Source organism: Streptomyces rectiverticillatus, assembly GCF_013394065.1.
Taxonomy (GTDB): domain Bacteria; phylum Actinomycetota; class Actinomycetes; order Streptomycetales; family Streptomycetaceae; genus Streptomyces; species Streptomyces rectiverticillatus.
In genome coordinates, this window is record NZ_CP040752.1 from 3,560,784 (window position 1) to 3,575,609 (window position 14,826).

A 14,826-nucleotide genomic window follows, 5' to 3' on the forward strand; every position below is an offset into this window, starting at 1 on the left:
GAATTCAGCCGTGGCGCTCACGGGGCGGCGTTAAGAGGTGCAAGGGGTGTTAAGGCGGCGCAACTACCGCCTCCCCCGGGCGATCCCGTCCCGATCGCCGCATACGCTCCATACGTGGACGTCAACGTGTACCGGATCGCCGTCAGCAAGGCTCAGTGGGTGGGGATGGCCCTCATGACCCTCTGCGGCGTCCTCTGCCTGCTCCGGGTGACCTTCGGCATCGGCTGGGGGCACTACCTCGGCCACTGGGACGGCAGCGTCCGTCAGGGCAGCGTCGCCAACTACCCGAGTCCCGACCTCATGCTCGCCTTCGGGATCCTGCTGCTCAGCCTCACGCCCTTCTCCGCCCTCGCCTTCATCTGGCGCACGTGGACCACGCCCGCCGGCGTCCGCACCCGCGGCATCTTCCGCCGCCGCTTCATCCCCTGGCAGGACATCGCCTCCGTCGAGGTCACCAAGCACGGTGGCTACAGCCGGTACCCCTACTACCACCTGCAGGTGCAGCTCCACAGTGGCCGGCGGCTGTGCCTCCCCGGCCTCCAGGACCGCTTCGAGGACGCACTCACCGCACCCCGCACCGAGATCGTCTCCCGCTGGAAGGCCGCGCACGTCTCCACCGACCGGCAGGAGGCTCAGGAGGCTTCATGACCGCCACGCTCCCCCGCACCATCCGGGCCGTCAACACGGAGCGGCTCCTGCTCCTGGAGGAGGAGGCCGCGGCGCTCGGCTTCAGCCAGCGGCTCCCCGTCGAGTGGGTACGCGAACACGCCGCGCCGTCGGCGACGCACCACCTGTTCCCCGTGTTCGTCCACGAGCTCCGGCACCGGCCCGAGGTCTCGCCCCAGTGGCGGTGCGAGTTGCTTCTCACGGTCGTGACCGGGGAGGAGGTGCTGAGCCTGCTCGATGTCCTGCCGGAATCTTTCCGGGACCTACCGGAGTCCCTGGACCCCGCCGCCAAAACGGACGTCCACCGCCGCATGCGACGCGCCCGCACGCAGAGCGCGTATCAGGGTGCGGAGTGACCCCGGAGGGGTCGTTATGACGGTGTCGGGTTCGTCGCTCTCCCGGATCAGCGCCAGGCCGCCGACCGCGGCGACCTCCACGCAACTGTTGTCCGGCCCTGATCCGGAGAACGACGACTTCTGCCAGGCGATCACCTCAGCCCCTGTTTCGCCTTCAGCGCGCGTATCAGGGTGCCGAGTGCCCCCGGCGTGGACGATATGACGCAGCGGGGCGCATCGCTTTCGCCGAGCAGTATCGGTACGTGATCCACCTCGCCCATCACGAGGCGGCCGGCCTTGTGACCCCGGAGGGGAAGCTCTACGTCAACGCCGTCCCGCGCGGCGAATGGGAGAAGTTCGTTTTCGAGCGGGTCATCGGCGGAGTCAAGATCCTGTCGGAGAAGCAGCAGCACGCCTGGCGCGCAGGCCACCGCGGTGCGCAGATCACGCTCGTCGAGCCGAAGCCGGAGTTCCAGGAGACCTTCACCCTGGAGTTCGTGAGCCCGCTCAACGAGGAGTAGGACGGATTCGCGCGGGGCGGCCGGGCCTGTCTGCCCGGGCGTCCCGCCGCCCTGTCGCCCTGTCGCTCAGCCGCACGCCGCGATGATCTCCTCCATGTCCTCCACCGCCGCGTGGACGCCCTCCGTGAGCATCACGCCCGCCGGGTTCAGCATGATCTCGTCGACGCCGCTGCCGCGGTACTCGGCCAGGCGCTCCGCTATCTCCTGCGGGGTGCCGGTGACGACCACGGAGTGGTCCAAGAGGGCCATGGCCGTTGCGGAAGCGTCCGCCGGGGCGATGGGGACGCCCGCGCGGCGGAGCATGTCGGCGTAGTGCGGGCCCTTGAGGTGTTCGCCGGCTCCGGCGAGGGCCGTGCGGCGCAGGTCGCGGCCGGGGCGGGCCAGCGCGACGTGCACGGCCGTGGCGACGCGGGGGCGCTCCGGGCGGCCCGCGGCGTCGGCGCCCTCCTGCAGCGCCGGGACGAGGACGTCCCGTACGTACGCGGGCGGCGTCATCCAGGTGATCGCGACGTCGGCGACCTCCCCGGCGGTGCGGGCCATGCCCGGCCGCAGCACGCCCGCCCCGACCTCCACCGGCTCGTGGTCCAGCGGCAGCAACCGCGCGTCGAGGTGGTGGTACGGCCCGTCGTGGTCGACGGCTTCGCCGTCCAGCAGGGCCCGTACGGAGGTGAGGTAGTCGCGGACGGCCGTGCGGGGGCTCTTGTACGGGCCGCCGGTGAGCGCGGCCACGAAGTCGGGGGTGCCGATGCCGTACCCGGCCACCACCGGCCGCCCGGTGAGCAGCGCCAGCGAACGGGCCTGGTGCGCCGCCTCGTACGGGTGGCGCAGCGGCATCACGCCGACGCTCGTCCCGACGGACACGTCGCCGTACCCGGCTCCGGCGAGGTACGCCAGCACCTGGTGCGGCTCGGCCTTGAAGGACTGGCACAGCCACAGGCGCCGGGCGCCGGAGCGCTGCACGAGCGCGGCGAAGGGGGCCACCAGCTCCGGGTGGTCCGGCTGGAGGGGGTAGAGGACCGCCGGGGTCGTGTTCGCGCTCATGCTCGTGTCCGGGCTCACCGGGACGTTCCTTCCTGGTCGTCGTCGATCGTGGCCGTCAGGGTGCGGGAAGGCTTCAGGAAGCGGGCTGCCGCATCGGCCACTTGGGACCGGGTCACGGCGCCCAGGACGTCCGCGTACGCCGGTAGCCAGTCCACGTCCATGCCCCGCGCCACGAATCCGGCGAGGGCGCTCGCCTCCTCCGCCCGCGTCGCGAGGGCGAAGCGGGTGAACCCGGCGGCGTAGCGGCGGACGCGCTCGGTCTCGCGGGGCGTGGGGCCGTCGTCGGCGAGTTCGCGCAGGACGTCCGTGACCTCGGCCGCCATGCGGTCCGCCGTGCCCGGGGCGCCCGCGCACTCGATCTCCAGCCAGCTGCCCGCGGCGTTCTCGCGGAGGTCGGCGGAGACCGCGTAGGCCAGCGCGTGCCGCTCGCGCAGCCGCTGCGTGAGCCGGGAGGAGGAGTGGCCGCCGAGGACGAGCCGGGCGAGGTGGAGGGCGGCGTGGCCGGGGTCGGTGGACGGCACGGCCGGGCCCGCCGTCAGGAGGAGGGCCTGCCCGGCGCCGGGGTGGTGCAGGGCCAGCCGGCCGGGCGTGGGCTCCGCGCGCCGGAAGGGCGGCAGGGTCAGGCCGGACGGGCCGCCGGCCCACGGGCCGAGGTGCTCGGTGACCAGCTGCAGGACGTGGCCGGGGGCCGCGCCCGTCATCACCAGGAGCACCGATCCCGCCGGGACCACGGCGCGGCGGTGCAGGGCGTACACCTCGTCCGTCGTCACCGGTGACGGTGACGGTGACAGGGGCGAGGGCGAGGGCGGGGGCGAGGGCTCGGCGGCCAGCGGGTGCGGGCCGAAGGCGTGGGTCAGGACGGCGCGGCGCAGGGCGGTGCGGGGGCCGGCCGGGCGCGGGGCCGGGGCGGCGGCCGGGGGCAGGTCACGGTAGGCCGGGCGGACGAGGAGGTCTCCCAGGAGTTCCAGCGTCCCCTCCAGCCCCTCGGACAGCACGCTCACCGACAACAGCAGCTGCTCCACGGTGACGACCGTGGACAGTTCCGCACCGAGGTCCGCCGTCCGGTCGGCGACGGCCTGCCGGTCGCGGGTCGTACTGCCGGTGCCCAGACGGGCGGCGAGCAGCTCGCGTACGGGCGCCTCGCGCGGGTCCGTCAGGGCGTACGGGACGACGAGCCGGATCTCGGCCAGGGGCGCGCCGGGCGCCTCGACGACGACCACTTGCAGGCCGTTGCCGAGCACGCTGCGGGCCGAGGGCCGCTTCACTGGGTGCCTCCTACGAGTTCGGTCACGCCGTACGGTGCGGTGAGGAGCCTTCGGGCGGCGGCAGCCACGTCCGCCGGAGTCACGCGGGCCAGCTGCCCCGGCAGCGCGTCCGGGCCGTTGGCCGGACCGTTGCCCGGATCGCCGCCCGACCCGTTGCCCGGACCGCTGTCCCCGGGGAACAGCAGGGCGGCCCGGCCGTGGGCGACCGCCCGGGCCGTGAGGGAGTCCGCGTGGCGGTGGCAGTTCACCAGCAACGCGTTGACGGCGCGCCGGTGTTCGACGTCGGTGGGCGGGGTCTCCGCGGTCTCCCGCAGGACGTCCAGCCAGGCGTCCACGGCTTCGCCGGTGCCGGTGCCGGGCGCCCGCCCCAGCAGGACCATGGCCAGGTCGGGTGCGGCCGTCGCGAGCCACTGGCCGTAGTAGCCGCAGTGGATGCTCGCCGCCGTGAGCCGGTGCCGGGCGTCCGCGCGTACGGCACGGGAGAGCCGTCCACGCCCCATCAACTCGGCGAGCACCACGTGCGCGAGGTAGGCGTGCCGCTCGCGCACCGCGTCCGGGAGGGCGTGGGCGAGGGCGACGCCGGAGGCGGCGTACGGGATGCTGCCCGGGACTGCCGGTGCCGCGGTGTGCGCCACGCCCTTCCGGGTAAGCCCGGCAGGCCCGGTAGGCCCGGCGGACCCGGCAGGCCCTGATGGCACGCCCCCGAACAGCTCCCCCACCCGCTCCGCGACCCACGCGGCGTCCACGTCCCCCACGACCGTCAGCGCCATCGCCCCGGCCGTGTAGTGCGCGCGGTGGAAGGCGAGGGCCTCGGCGGCCGTGGCGTGGCGGAGTTCGGCCACCGTGCCGTAGGCGTCGCGGCTGCCGGGGTGGAGCGAGGCGTACGCCGTGTCCCACAGGCGGCCGCCGCCGACCGCGCCCCGGATCTCCTCGCCGATGATCTCCGTCTCGGTGCGGACGGCGGCGTCGGACGGGGCGAATTCCAGCAGGCGGCGCGCCTCGCCCTCCAGGATGCCGGGGAGGGCGTCCGCCGGGGCGACGGTGTGGAAGACGGTGTGGTCGCGGTGGGTCTCCGCGTTGCACATGCCGCCCGCGCCCTCGACGCGGCCGGCGTGGCCGTCCGGATCGGCGTCCGTTCCCCGGGGGAACATCAGGTGCTCCACGAGGTGGGCCGTGCCGTGGCGGCCCGCGGGGTCGTGGTCGCCGCCGGCGGCGACGGTGAGGGCGACGGCCACGAGCCCCCGGCCGGGCCCGGGATCGGGCTCGACGATGAGGTGCAGGCCGTTGCCCAGCCGGCGGGTGAGGACGGCGGGGCGCACAGCGGGCGGGCTTCCCACCGCCCGGCTCACAGCAGGCAGGCCTTCAACCGCCCGGCTCACAGCGGCCGGTAGACGGAGACGACCATCTTCCGGCTGTCGCCGCCGTCGAAGGGCTGCTTCTGCCAGCCCGCGTAGCGGTCCGCGAGCTCCAGCCGGGCCAGGCCCGCCAGCAGGTCCAGCTCGCTGGGCCACAGGTACCGCATGACCGTGGTCGCGGACTTGGGCGCCTCTCCGTCGAGGAAGAGGGTGTTCTGCATCATCATGTTCTGCGAGGCGGGCAGCACGCCGACCGACTCGATCATGGCGCCGCGGGTGCTGATCGGGTACGTGTTCACCTCGTTCTTCTTCTGCACGTGATAGTCGCTCGGGTCGAACGTCTCGATCACCACGTGCCCGCCCGGAGCGGTGTGCCGGGCGACGGCGTGGATGAGGGCGATCTGCTCGGCCGGGGTGACGGCGCAGCACAGGGCGTTGAACGGGGCGAGGACGACGTCGAAGGTGCGGCCCAGGTCGAGCGTGGCGAAGTCGCCGAGGACGGGGGTGATGCGCCCCTCGGGGTCCTTCTCGGCGAGGCGGGCGAGCATGCCCTCGGAGGCGTCGACGCCGTGGACGGCGAAGCCCTTGCCGGCGAGCGGGAGCGCCACCCGGCCGGTGCCGACGCCGAGTTCGAGGACGCTCGCACCGGGCTCGGTGAGGGAGAGCAGGAAGTCGCCGATGTCCTCCAGGTCGGGGGTGCCCGGGTAGATGTCGTCGTAGACCTCGGCGAGGGCGTCGCTGTAGGCGGCGGTCATGGCGACGGCGAAGCCGCTCATGCCGTCTCCGGTGTCCGGCCCGGCGCCGGCCACGGTCTCGTCGATGGTTGCGGTGTCGGTGGTCATGTCGGCTCAGCTCCCGGAGACGTGGTGGGCGGAGGAGGGCGAAGTCAGGTTGCGGTCGGGCCGCCACGGGTCGATGCCCGCTTCGAGGAAGGACCGCACGATGTGGTCCTCGCGGCTCCCGGCGGCCGCGTCCCGGCTCAGGGCGTGGTCGATGAGGGCGGTGGCCAGGGCGAAGGCCCGGTGCTGCCCGAAGCTCATGCCGTCCTGGCCGGGGCGCGGGTCCTCGGGGTCCCAGGACGCGGCCACGCCGGGTGCGAGCCGCTCGGTGAAGACGGAGGTCTCCGTGCCCTTCCCGGGGAGCGACGCCACGGCCCGGACGACGGCCTGCTCGCCGGGTACGTGGTCGCCGTGCAGGTAGACGACGATGCCGTCGCGGCGCGGGTAGTCCTGCGGGTCGGAGAGGACCTTGGCGTGGTAGCGGGCCTCCGCCCGCTCCAGGGCGGTCAGGGCGGCGCCCCACAGGACGACGGCGCCGTCCGCGTCGGCCGCGTGCAGGAAGATCCGGCGCACGGCGCCCGTGGGGCGGGGCAGCGCCCGCGAGCCCATGACGTAGAAGAAGCCGGGGGAGAGCGCGGGGCGGGCGGCCTCCAGGGCGAGTTCGACGGTGTCGCCGGGCTCGGGGGCGCCGGGGGTGAGCAGCCGGTCGGCGGGCACGCGGGCGGTGACCTCGGGGAGGCGGACGACGAGCTCGTCGCCGTCCGGGCGCCGGAGGACCTCGATCAGCAGGCCGCGGGTGGGCGTGCGGTCGTGGGGGACGGCGGCGGCCAGGCGGCGCTCCAGGGCGGGGTCGCGCAGGCTCCGCCGCGGCGGCGTGTCCGCGTCGCGCGCCTTGCCGTCGCGGCCCGCGTGCAGCTCCTCGTAGAGCGCGTTGGTGAGGCGTCCTCGCAGGTCGCGCGGGCTGTCGGCGGAGAGGGTGCGCCCGGCGACGGTGGCCTGGCAGCCGTCGTCCCGGACCGAGACGGTCTCGAGGGCGGCGGCGAGCCCGGGGGTGAGGCCCCGCGCCGGGACAGTGGGGGCGATGGTGGTGAGGGTCATCGGGAGCTCCCGGAGGACTGGGTGAATCCGAGGGTGGCGACGGCGCCCGCCGGGTTGAGCAGCAGCGTCCGGCCGATGCCCGCGGCGGCGCGGGCGACCGGGTTGAGGGTCGCGTGCAGCTCGGCCGTGGCGAGCAGCCGGTCGAACATGTGCCAGCCCGCGAAGGCCGCGGCCCGCTCGGCGAGCCCGGGGTCGGGGGTGTGCTGTTCGAGGTAGCCCTGCCAGAAGGCGGTGATCCGGGGAGTGTGGCGGCGCAGGCTCGCCGCGCCGCGCTCGATGATCTCGGCGTGGTCGAGGCCGAACCCGGCGGCGGGTCCGTCCTGTTCGGCGCCCGGGGCGAACACCTGGTAGGTGGCGTGGAAGAGCCACTCGCCGGCGAAGGCGCCGACGTCGCGGGCCGGGTCGGCGAGCCGGAACTCCTCCCAGTCGCAGAGGTAGAGCGTCCCGTCGTGCCGCAGGAACTGGTCGAAGCGCAGGTCGCAGTGGCTGGGGGCGTGCGGTGCGGCGCGTTCGGCGGCGCGCAGGGCGTGCAGCGCGGCGATGACCTCGGCGTCGTCCTGCACCAGCCGCCAGGCGGCGATCTGGCCCATGCTGCGCTCCTGCACGGTGCTCCACGGCAGGGCTTCCAGCCAGGGCATGGGCGGGAGCGGCGCCTCCTCGGTGACGACGTCCGGGCTGCCGGCGGCGTCCGCGGGGAGCGCGTGCAGTGCGCCCACGGCCCGCCCCGCCTCGCGGCAGAGCTCCTCGTCGAACTCGTCGTCGAGGGCGAGCTCGGAGCCCGAGCGGGCGCCGGGCAGCAGCCGGTAGACGCCGACGGCGGCCGTACGGTCCGAGCCGAGGTGGCCGGGCGTGCGCAGCGGCGAGACGGCCGGCAGGCGCCGGGCGAGGCCTTCGAAGGCCAGGGCGCGCTCCAGCTGGGGGCTCCCGCCCTCGGGGGTACGGGCCACGGTCTTCACGAACACCTGGTGTCCGCCGCTGGTGCGGCCGGCCCAGTTGTCGTTGCGGCCGCCGAAGGAGGTGAGGCCTTCGGCGGCGAGGCGGCCGAGGCCGAGCCGGTCGAGCAGGGCGTTCACCTCGGGGGACGCGTCGAGGTCGGTGGGCTGGAACCGCTGCAGCGTGGGCTGTTCGGCCGTGTCGGACGTGGTGGTGGTCATGACGTTCCTCCGGGGACCGCCCGGCGGCCCTCCTCATCGATCAGCTCGGCAGTGAAGGCGATGTAGTCGCGCAGTTCGTCGCTCCAGTCGCAGTAGGAGGCGAAGTCCTGCATGTGGGTGACGACGCGCAGGACGGCGGCGCGGGCGACGGCCGCCGGGTCCGGGCCGCCCGGACCGCCCGGACCGCCCGGGCCGTAGCCGGCCAGCAGCACCTGCCGCAGGTCGGGCCCGCCGGGGCCATCCGACGGTCCAGGGCCATCCGAGGGCCCAGGGGCATCCGACGGCCCCGGCGCCCCGTACCGCCCTGCGGACCAGGCGAGTTCGGCGAGGTCGCCGAGCAGCCAGCCGAGGTCGAGCACGGGGCTCGCGGCGGCGAGGTCCTCCCCGGTGAGCAGCGCCGTCCGGCCCCGGTGCAGGGGCGGTATGAGCGCTCCGAGGGAGGCCCCGCCGTGGATCAGTGAGGGGACCGGCGGCGCGACCGCCTCCTCCCACCAGGTGCGGACCCGCTCCAGCCGGGCGGATCCCCACGCGGCGAGGGTCTCCTCGCGCAGGCGCGCGGCGCCGGGCAGGAGCCCGTCCGCGCCGTCGGCCCACGCGCGCATCCGCCGCAAGGCCTCCGGCGGTCCCGGCGGGAGGCCGGGCGGCAGCGGCGTGCCGTGCAGCGCGCGCAGGGAGCGGCCCGCGGCGGCGAGCGCGTGCGCCGCCAACTGCCGGGCGCCCGGGCGTGGATCCGCCAGCCAGGTGACCGCGGAGACCGCTCCCGGCGCACGGTGGAGCAGGCCGTCGCCGAAGGGGACGGGGGTGACGAGCAGCGCGGCGCCGGGCAGGGCGGACAGATCGGGTACGGCCGCCGCCGCGGGTGCGGCGAGCGGGCCGGGGCGCAGCGCGCCCGGCCGGTGCCACCACACGAAGCCGCCGTGCACCGAGCGGTGCACACGGGTGTGCTGGAGGCCGGTGACGTATTCGCCCACGAGCTCGCCGGCGTCGTCCGGGGGCGTCACGGCTGCGGCTCCTGCTGCTGCTCCGGCTGCGACTGCGGCTCCGGATCCTGCTGCGGCTGCGGCTCCTGCTGCTGCAATGTCGCCTTGTACGCGGCGCAGAGCCTGAACAGCTCCGGCATGGGCGCCGCACCCCCGTCGTCCCGCTCGCCCGTCGTGGCGCTCTCCGCGGGGACGGTCGGGGCGACGACGACGCCGGGGCGGGCGCGCAGCGCCGCCAGATGGCCCTGGACCACCGGGCTGTGCTGAGCGGCCGGCGGGAGCGCGGGGGCCACTCCCACCACGGCCCGGGTGGTCTGGAGGGCCAGCAGCACGGGGGTGTCGGCGAGCCCCAGCGCGTACCGGCTCAGGAAGTGCACCGTGGCGGGGTGCACGAGGACGAGGTCGGCCCAGGCGGCGAGTTCGACGTGCGGGGCCTTGCCGGGCGGTGCGCTGTCCCAGTCGTCGGTGAAGACGTCCTGGCGGGAAAGGGCCGCAATGGCGTCGGGCGAGACGAAGCGGCGGGCGGAGCGGGTCAGTGCGATCCGTTTCTCCAGCGCCGGAAAGGAATCCTGCAGCCAGTTGATCCAGAAGGGCAGGAAGGAGACGCTGAGCGCTCCCGTGCCCACCACGAGGACGCGCCGGAATCCGGCGTCGGGAATTTCCATGGCACGGGCCTCCTTCGGTAGGCCTGGGGGGCGAAAGCGAAACTCTGGGGACCGGGGCCGGGGGCCGGCCGGTGCGGTGTACGCGGCCGGCCGGCCCCCGCGGCTCACGGAGTGATCAGCACTTGCTCTCGATCGTGCGAGCGGTGAAGGAACCGATCGCCGCGGCGCACTGCTGCGAGGAGCGGGCGGTGATCAGGCCGGCGCGGATCGCCCACGGGATGGTGGGGCTGAACGCGGGGGCGGCGTCCTTGCCGTCGTACAGGCCCAGCTCCTCGGCGGAGGTGTAGGCGGTGTAGCCGTCGAACAGGTCCTTCTCGGTGACGTTCTGCATGATGAATGTCTCCACATTCTCAAAGTGGTTTCCAGGAGCGGGACTTGATGCTCTCTGCCCCGGTATCCGCTGCGGTGTCCGCTGCGGACAGGTAGATATTCACCCGGGCCGGAAAGCCTCCGCTATTGCCACTAGCGGCCATGCCGCAAGGGGCATTGCCCGGCGCGGCATTGCCGCAACCGACAATTTCGCGCGCCCGCGTAAGAGAGCTAGAACTACGAGGGTGAAATCACCTGAAGCGCACGACACCACGACCGCCCCGCGGCCTCCGCTGCGGGCCCTGCTCGCGTACGCGCGCCCGCACCGCCGCGTCCTCGCGCTGGTGCTGCTGCTGACTTTGGGGGGCAGCGCCGCCGGGCTGGCCCAGCCCATGGTCATCGAGGACGCGCTGACCGCGCTCATGACCGGCGGCAGCCTGCGGAACACCCTCCTGCTGCTGTTCGGGCTGCTCGCCGTCTCGATCGGGCTCACCTGGGCCCAGTCCTGGCTGAGCGAGCGGACGGCGGAGCGGGTGGTCCTGCACGTGCGCCGGGGGCTGATCACCCGTCTGATCCGGCTGCGCACCGCCGAGCTGGACCGCGTGGAGCCCGGGGGCCTGACGACCCGCGTCACCTCCGACAGCACGCTGGTGCAGCACGCCGCCACCAACGGGCTGATCCAGCTCGTGGACGGCGGCATCCACCTGCTGGCCACCATCGTGCTGATGGGCATCACCAGCCTGCCGCTGCTCGGCATCACCTCGGGCGTGCTCATCGTGGCGGGCGTCTCCGTAGGCGTGGTCATGCCGCGGATCCGCCGGGTGACCACGCGCTCCCAGGAGTCGGTGGGCGACATCGGCGCCGCCCTCGACCGCGCCCTGGGCGCCGCCCGCACCGTGAAGGCCAACGGCGGGGAGGCGACGGAGACCGCACGGGCCGTGGCCGCCGCCGAGGACGCCTACCGCGCCGGCCTGGTCGGCGCCCGCTACCAGGCCATCATCGCGGTGCTCACCGGCATGGTCGTCCAGGCCTCCTTCCTGGCCGTGATCGGCTTCGGCGGCGCCCTGGTCGCCACCGGGGCGCTCGACCTGGCCGCGCTGATCGCCTTCCTGCTCTACCTGTTCAACCTCGGCGGGCCGATCCTCTCCCTCGTCGGCGGCACCACCTCGCTGCAGCAGGGCCTCGGCGCCCTGGCCCGCATCGAGGAGGTCACGCAGATGCAGACCGAGGACGACGTCGACACCGTGCCGGCCCGCCCCACGGGCCCGCCGCCCCGCGTCGTCCTCGACGGCGTCACCTTCGCCTACCCGGGCCGGACGCCCGTCCTGGACGGCGTCGCCTTCACCGCCCCGGCCGGCAAGGTCACCGCCGTCATAGGCCCCTCGGGCACCGGCAAGACCACCGTGTTCTCCCTGCTCCAGCGCTTCTACGACGTGGACGGCGGCCGGATCCTGCTCGGCGACACCGACATCGCCACGCTCAGCCGGGCCGAGGTGCGCCGCCGCATCGCCTACGTCGAGCAGGACGCGCCCATGCTCGCCGGCACGATCCGCGAGAACCTGCTGTACGCGGCGCCCGACGCCACGGAGGAGCAGATCGCGGAGGTCCTGCGGCAGACCCTGCTCGACACATACGTCGCGGGGCTGCCCGACGGGCTGGACACCGCCGTCGGCACCCGCGGCACCGCCCTCTCCGGCGGGCAGCGGCAGCGGCTGGCCATCGCCCGCGCCCTGCTGCGCCGCCCGCAGGTGCTGCTGCTCGACGAGGTCACCGCGCACCTCGACGGGCTGAGCGAGACGGCGCTGCGGCAGACCGTGGAGAAGGCCGCGGAGCACTGCACGGTGCTGCTCATCGCGCACCGGCTCTCCACCGTCACGTCCGCCGACCGGCTCGTCCTGCTGGAGGGCGGCCGCGTGCGTGACCATGGACGGCACGAGGAACTACTTGACCGGGACGAGCTCTACCGGGACCTGGCCGCCACACAGCTCGCCGTCTCGCACTGACCCGTACCGGCCCGCACGACCGTCAGTACTGACCACACTGAAGGAGTACCCCCCACATGACGCACGCGACCGGCGGCAAGCCCGCCGTCTCCGAGGGCGAGGCCCCAGCCGCCGACGAGGCCCCCGCCGCCGAGGCCCTCGCCAAGGACGAGTCGTCCATCGAGGACGAGGCGCCCACCGGCCCCGTCCAGGACGACCGCTTCGGCGAGATCACCGTCCTGCTGAACGACGAGGAGGGCTGGGTCGAGGTCCTGGGCGACGCCATACCCCCGGCCGCGCTGGACCGCGCCGCCGAGGCGGAGACCGACGCCCACGTCCCCATCGGCACCCGCAAGGGCGAGCACCTGACCATGACCGTCGACGGCGACGCCGTCCGCCTCGCGCCGGGCAAGGGCAAGCTGTCGCGCCGCTCGTACGCCGTGGACGTCACCCGCGACGGCATCGCGTACCGCCTGGTGCCGGACTCCATCGCCGGCAGCCGGCTGCTGAAGGACGGGAAGCACATCGGCGACTTCTCCTCCGACGGCGACGGCCGGGTGCTGGCCGAGTGGAAGGAGGGGGCGGACGTCTCCCCCGCCGACGCCTCCGTCGGCTACGCGCTCGCCGCGGCGTTCGGCACCGGCGGACAGCCCATGTGGATGATGGCGATCGAGGCCGCCGCCGAACTGATCCCGGGGTGAGCGCCACGCCCGGACCATCACGAAGGCCCCGCCGGAGAGTCTCCGACGGGGCCTGCCTGTCTCTGCGTTCAGAACTACACAGCGCGTTCAGAACTACGCAGCTACCCTGCCGCCCGCGCTGCACAGGCTCCTGATGTCTTCCGCGTAGACGTGCGACACGATCGCCGCCTCGAACCTGGACCGCAGGTCGAGCTTGCGCACGATGTTCGCGGTGTGGGCCCGTACGGTCCGCTCCGCAATCCCCAGCCGCCGTGCGAGTCGCTTGTTCTGTTCCCCCGAGGCCAGCAGGAGCAGGACCTCCACCTCGCGGTCCGTGAGCGTGGTGAAGTCGTGCTGTCCCTCGGCAATCGCTGATCTCATCCGGATTCCCCTCGTCGGTCTCAGCCTTCCGGCACGCTCCAGCCTGCCAAGGCGATACGGACCGGGACCCGCTCTGCGGAGGCAGCTTCCTGCAACCCCCGCTACAGCTTGCTGCGTCGCCACCGGAGGAACAGTCGTGGCCAGCGGCTTTACCACTGCATTACGCTTTGGGCGATGTACCGGCGGTTACGCACCACCGCGCTCGCGACTGACCACGCGGGCCGACCGCCGGCCAATCGCACACGGGGGAACCATGAGCAAGTCAGGCATGGGCATGGGCCTGTTGGGGCTCAACACGGCGGAAGAGAGCATCTACCGGCATTTTCTGCGTAATCCCGGCACTGCTGCCGAGGACATCCATCTGAGGATCCACACACCGAAGGACACCGTCCGCACCGCCCTGGACCGGCTGTACGGGCTCGGCCTGCTGCGCCGCGCCGGCGACGGGGCCGTCACCCCGGCCGACCCGGAGGTCGCCGTGGACCGGCTCACCGATCTGCGGCTGCGCGAGCTCCACCACGAGCTGCAACAGGTCACCCAGGCCCGCCATCTGGTCGCGGAGCTGCGCGTGGAGCAGGGGCTGCGCGCCCCCGCCCTCAAGGGCGTGGAGCGCATGGAGGACCTGTCCCAGATCCGCAACCGCATCGACGATCTGGCCTTCTTCGCCCGCGAGGAGATCCTGTCCGTCGAGCCCTACACCGCGCTCACCCAGGAGAACATCGACCACGCCCGGCCGCTCGACACCCGCTGCCTGCGCCGCGGCGTACGGATCCGCAACGTCGTGCTCAAGGAGGCGCTCGACCACCCGCCGACCGTCGCCTACCTGCGCGAACTCACCGCGCAGGGCGCCCGGATCCGCGTCGCCTGCGACATCTCCGAGCGGATCCTCGTCTACGACCGGCACACCGCGCTGGTGCCGGCCGACCCCGACGACACCTCGCGCGGCGCCCTGATCGCCCAGGAGACGGGCCTGGTCGCCAACATCCTGGCGCTGTTCGAGAAGATCTGGGACCAGGCCACCGACCTCGCCGCACTGATCGAGGAACCGGCCGAAGGGGCCGCCGGGCTCTCCGCCGTGGAACAGCGGGTCCTGGCGTCGATGTGCCGCGTCGGCAAGGACGAGATCGGCGCCCGCGACCTGGGCATCTCCGTCCGCACCTACCGCCGCCACGTCGCGGACCTGCTGCGCGTCCTCGACGCCTCCAGCCGGGCGCACGCCGCGCTGCTGGCGCGGGAGCGCGGCTGGATCTAGCGGCCCGGATCCGGGGCCGGGGCCCGGCGGCCCGGTTCTAGCGGACCGCCCGCCACCCCCGCAGCCCGCCGGCGTCGAGCACACCGGCCAGCCACTGCGCCACGGCACCGGGGCCGGCGCCGGCGGCGGGCTGCACCTTCAGCAGGATCCCGTCCTCCTGAAGCCGCCAGCTGCAGTCCCAGCCCGCGGGCAGCGCTCCCACGAGCCTGATCACGGCCGTTTCCGGGGGCGCGGCGGTGGGCGCTGCGCGCGCCACCACCGCTTCCGTGAACTCCGTCCTCGCCACGCCATCTCCTCCGATTCGCTTCTCATTGCGTACACGGCGAAGCCCCGGCCTGCCGCATTGCAGACCGGGGCTCCGAA

Annotated in this window: 18 protein-coding genes; 6 read left to right on the forward strand and 12 right to left on the reverse strand. The window is 74.0% G+C overall.

Annotated elements, in window-relative coordinates; all coding sequences use genetic code 11:
* Positions 1 to 114 precede the first annotated feature (114 nt).
* Together FGW37_RS15330 and FGW37_RS15335 are read left to right on the forward strand one after the other, a co-directional pair.
* Positions 115 to 648 carry a PH domain-containing protein gene (locus FGW37_RS15330; RefSeq protein ID WP_179081554.1) on the forward strand — a complete coding sequence of 178 codons (534 nt, stop codon included), beginning with the start codon at positions 115 to 117 and terminating at the stop codon, positions 646 to 648.
* Entirely contained in the window at positions 645 to 1,022 is a 378-nt protein-coding gene (locus FGW37_RS15335) for a hypothetical protein (RefSeq protein WP_179081555.1), read from the forward strand. The genes FGW37_RS15330 and FGW37_RS15335 overlap by 4 nt, the downstream gene beginning before the upstream one ends.
* Here the strand turns inward: FGW37_RS15335 and FGW37_RS15340 are convergent.
* Positions 930 to 1,157, reverse strand: a complete 228-nt coding sequence (locus FGW37_RS15340; RefSeq protein WP_179081556.1) for a DUF397 domain-containing protein — start codon at positions 1,155 to 1,157, stop codon at positions 930 to 932. The two genes, FGW37_RS15335 and FGW37_RS15340, sit on opposite strands and share 93 nt — an antisense overlap.
* A gap of 107 nt (positions 1,158 to 1,264) precedes the next feature.
* Here FGW37_RS15340 and FGW37_RS15345 point away from each other — a divergent pair, with 107 nt between their 5' ends.
* Complete coding sequence (locus FGW37_RS15345) at positions 1,265 to 1,522, forward strand: hypothetical protein (RefSeq protein WP_246430405.1); 258 nt, start codon at positions 1,265 to 1,267, stop codon at positions 1,520 to 1,522.
* A 66-nt stretch (positions 1,523 to 1,588) separates the two neighbouring features.
* On the opposite strand, the gene lxmJ is transcribed toward FGW37_RS15345, so the two are convergent.
* The 9 genes from lxmJ to lxmA all read right to left on the reverse strand — a co-directional run bounded on the left by lxmJ (position 1,589) and on the right by lxmA (position 10,190).
* Positions 1,589 to 2,563 carry a F420-dependent peptide dehydroalanine reductase LxmJ gene (gene lxmJ, locus FGW37_RS15350; RefSeq protein WP_179084716.1) on the reverse strand — a complete coding sequence of 325 codons (975 nt, stop codon included), beginning with the start codon at positions 2,561 to 2,563 and terminating at the stop codon, positions 1,589 to 1,591.
* A gap of 14 nt (positions 2,564 to 2,577) precedes the next feature.
* A complete protein-coding gene (locus FGW37_RS15355; protein WP_179081557.1) occupies positions 2,578 to 3,828 on the reverse strand; it encodes a M16 family metallopeptidase in 1,251 nt (416 codons plus the stop codon).
* On the reverse strand, positions 3,825 to 5,147 hold the full coding sequence (locus FGW37_RS15360) for a M16 family metallopeptidase (protein ID WP_179081558.1): 1,323 nt from the start codon (positions 5,145 to 5,147) through the stop codon (positions 3,825 to 3,827). The genes FGW37_RS15355 and FGW37_RS15360 overlap by 4 nt, the downstream gene beginning before the upstream one ends.
* A 56-nt stretch (positions 5,148 to 5,203) precedes the next feature.
* Complete coding sequence (locus FGW37_RS15365) at positions 5,204 to 6,025, reverse strand: class I SAM-dependent methyltransferase (protein WP_179081559.1); 822 nt, start codon at positions 6,023 to 6,025, stop codon at positions 5,204 to 5,206.
* A 6-nt stretch (positions 6,026 to 6,031) separates the two neighbouring features.
* Positions 6,032 to 7,060 (reverse strand): T3SS effector HopA1 family protein, encoded by a 1,029-nt coding sequence (locus FGW37_RS15370; protein ID WP_179081560.1) that lies wholly within the window; start codon positions 7,058 to 7,060, stop codon positions 6,032 to 6,034.
* Positions 7,057 to 8,214, reverse strand: a complete 1,158-nt coding sequence (lxmK, locus tag FGW37_RS15375) for a class V lanthionine synthetase subunit LxmK (RefSeq protein ID WP_179081561.1) — start codon at positions 8,212 to 8,214, stop codon at positions 7,057 to 7,059. Before lxmK ends, FGW37_RS15370 begins: the two co-directional genes overlap by 4 nt.
* Positions 8,211 to 9,215: a hypothetical protein gene (locus FGW37_RS15380; RefSeq protein ID WP_179081562.1), complete on the reverse strand. Its 1,005-nt coding sequence runs from the start codon at positions 9,213 to 9,215 to the stop codon at positions 8,211 to 8,213. The genes lxmK and FGW37_RS15380 overlap by 4 nt, the downstream gene beginning before the upstream one ends.
* Entirely contained in the window at positions 9,212 to 9,859 is a 648-nt protein-coding gene (lxmD, locus tag FGW37_RS15385) for a peptide terminal cysteine decarboxylase LxmD (RefSeq protein ID WP_179081563.1), read from the reverse strand. Before lxmD ends, FGW37_RS15380 begins: the two co-directional genes overlap by 4 nt.
* A gap of 115 nt (positions 9,860 to 9,974) precedes the next feature.
* On the reverse strand, positions 9,975 to 10,190 hold the full coding sequence (gene lxmA, locus FGW37_RS15390) for a lexapeptide family class V lantibiotic (protein ID WP_179084717.1): 216 nt from the start codon (positions 10,188 to 10,190) through the stop codon (positions 9,975 to 9,977).
* Between the two features lie 223 nt (positions 10,191 to 10,413).
* On the opposite strand from lxmA, the gene FGW37_RS15395 reads away from it, so the two are divergent.
* On the forward strand, positions 10,414 to 12,171 hold the full coding sequence (locus tag FGW37_RS15395; protein WP_179081564.1) for an ABC transporter ATP-binding protein: 1,758 nt from the start codon (positions 10,414 to 10,416) through the stop codon (positions 12,169 to 12,171).
* 56 nt (positions 12,172 to 12,227) lie between these two features.
* Entirely contained in the window at positions 12,228 to 12,851 is a 624-nt protein-coding gene (locus tag FGW37_RS15400) for a hypothetical protein (RefSeq protein ID WP_246430406.1), read from the forward strand.
* Positions 12,852 to 12,944: 93 nt separating this feature from the next.
* Here the strand turns inward: FGW37_RS15400 and FGW37_RS15405 are convergent, their stop codons facing one another.
* Entirely contained in the window at positions 12,945 to 13,211 is a 267-nt protein-coding gene (locus tag FGW37_RS15405) for a helix-turn-helix domain-containing protein (protein WP_179081565.1), read from the reverse strand.
* A 253-nt stretch (positions 13,212 to 13,464) separates the two neighbouring features.
* Here FGW37_RS15405 and FGW37_RS15410 point away from each other — a divergent pair, with 253 nt between their 5' ends.
* Positions 13,465 to 14,463 carry a helix-turn-helix transcriptional regulator gene (locus FGW37_RS15410; protein WP_425506535.1) on the forward strand — a complete coding sequence of 333 codons (999 nt, stop codon included), beginning with the start codon at positions 13,465 to 13,467 and terminating at the stop codon, positions 14,461 to 14,463.
* 37 nt (positions 14,464 to 14,500) lie between these two features.
* On the opposite strand, the gene FGW37_RS15415 is transcribed toward FGW37_RS15410, so the two are convergent.
* Positions 14,501 to 14,749 (reverse strand): hypothetical protein, encoded by a 249-nt coding sequence (locus tag FGW37_RS15415; RefSeq protein WP_179081566.1) that lies wholly within the window; start codon positions 14,747 to 14,749, stop codon positions 14,501 to 14,503.
* Positions 14,750 to 14,826: the final 77 nt, after the last annotated feature.

What these genes read in the sequence shown, in the direction of transcription:
- lxmA (WP_179084717.1), bottom strand. Translation starts at nt 10,190, where the DNA reads ATGCAGAACGTCACCGAGAAGGACCTGTTCGACGGCTACACCGCCTAC.
- FGW37_RS15410 (WP_425506535.1), top strand. Translation starts at nt 13,465, where the DNA reads ATGAGCAAGTCAGGCATGGGCATGGGCCTGTTGGGGCTCAACACGGCG.
- FGW37_RS15335 (WP_179081555.1), top strand. Translation starts at nt 645, where the DNA reads ATGACCGCCACGCTCCCCCGCACCATCCGGGCCGTCAACACGGAGCGG.
- lxmD (WP_179081563.1), bottom strand. Translation starts at nt 9,859, where the DNA reads ATGGAAATTCCCGACGCCGGATTCCGGCGCGTCCTCGTGGTGGGCACG.
- lxmK (WP_179081561.1), bottom strand. Translation starts at nt 8,214, where the DNA reads ATGACCACCACCACGTCCGACACGGCCGAACAGCCCACGCTGCAGCGG.
- FGW37_RS15400 (WP_246430406.1), top strand. Translation starts at nt 12,228, where the DNA reads ATGACGCACGCGACCGGCGGCAAGCCCGCCGTCTCCGAGGGCGAGGCC.
- FGW37_RS15365 (WP_179081559.1), bottom strand. Translation starts at nt 6,025, where the DNA reads ATGACCACCGACACCGCAACCATCGACGAGACCGTGGCCGGCGCCGGG.
- lxmJ (WP_179084716.1), bottom strand. Translation starts at nt 2,563, where the DNA reads ATGAGCGCGAACACGACCCCGGCGGTCCTCTACCCCCTCCAGCCGGAC.
- FGW37_RS15405 (WP_179081565.1), bottom strand. Translation starts at nt 13,211, where the DNA reads ATGAGATCAGCGATTGCCGAGGGACAGCACGACTTCACCACGCTCACG.
- FGW37_RS15370 (WP_179081560.1), bottom strand. Translation starts at nt 7,060, where the DNA reads ATGACCCTCACCACCATCGCCCCCACTGTCCCGGCGCGGGGCCTCACC.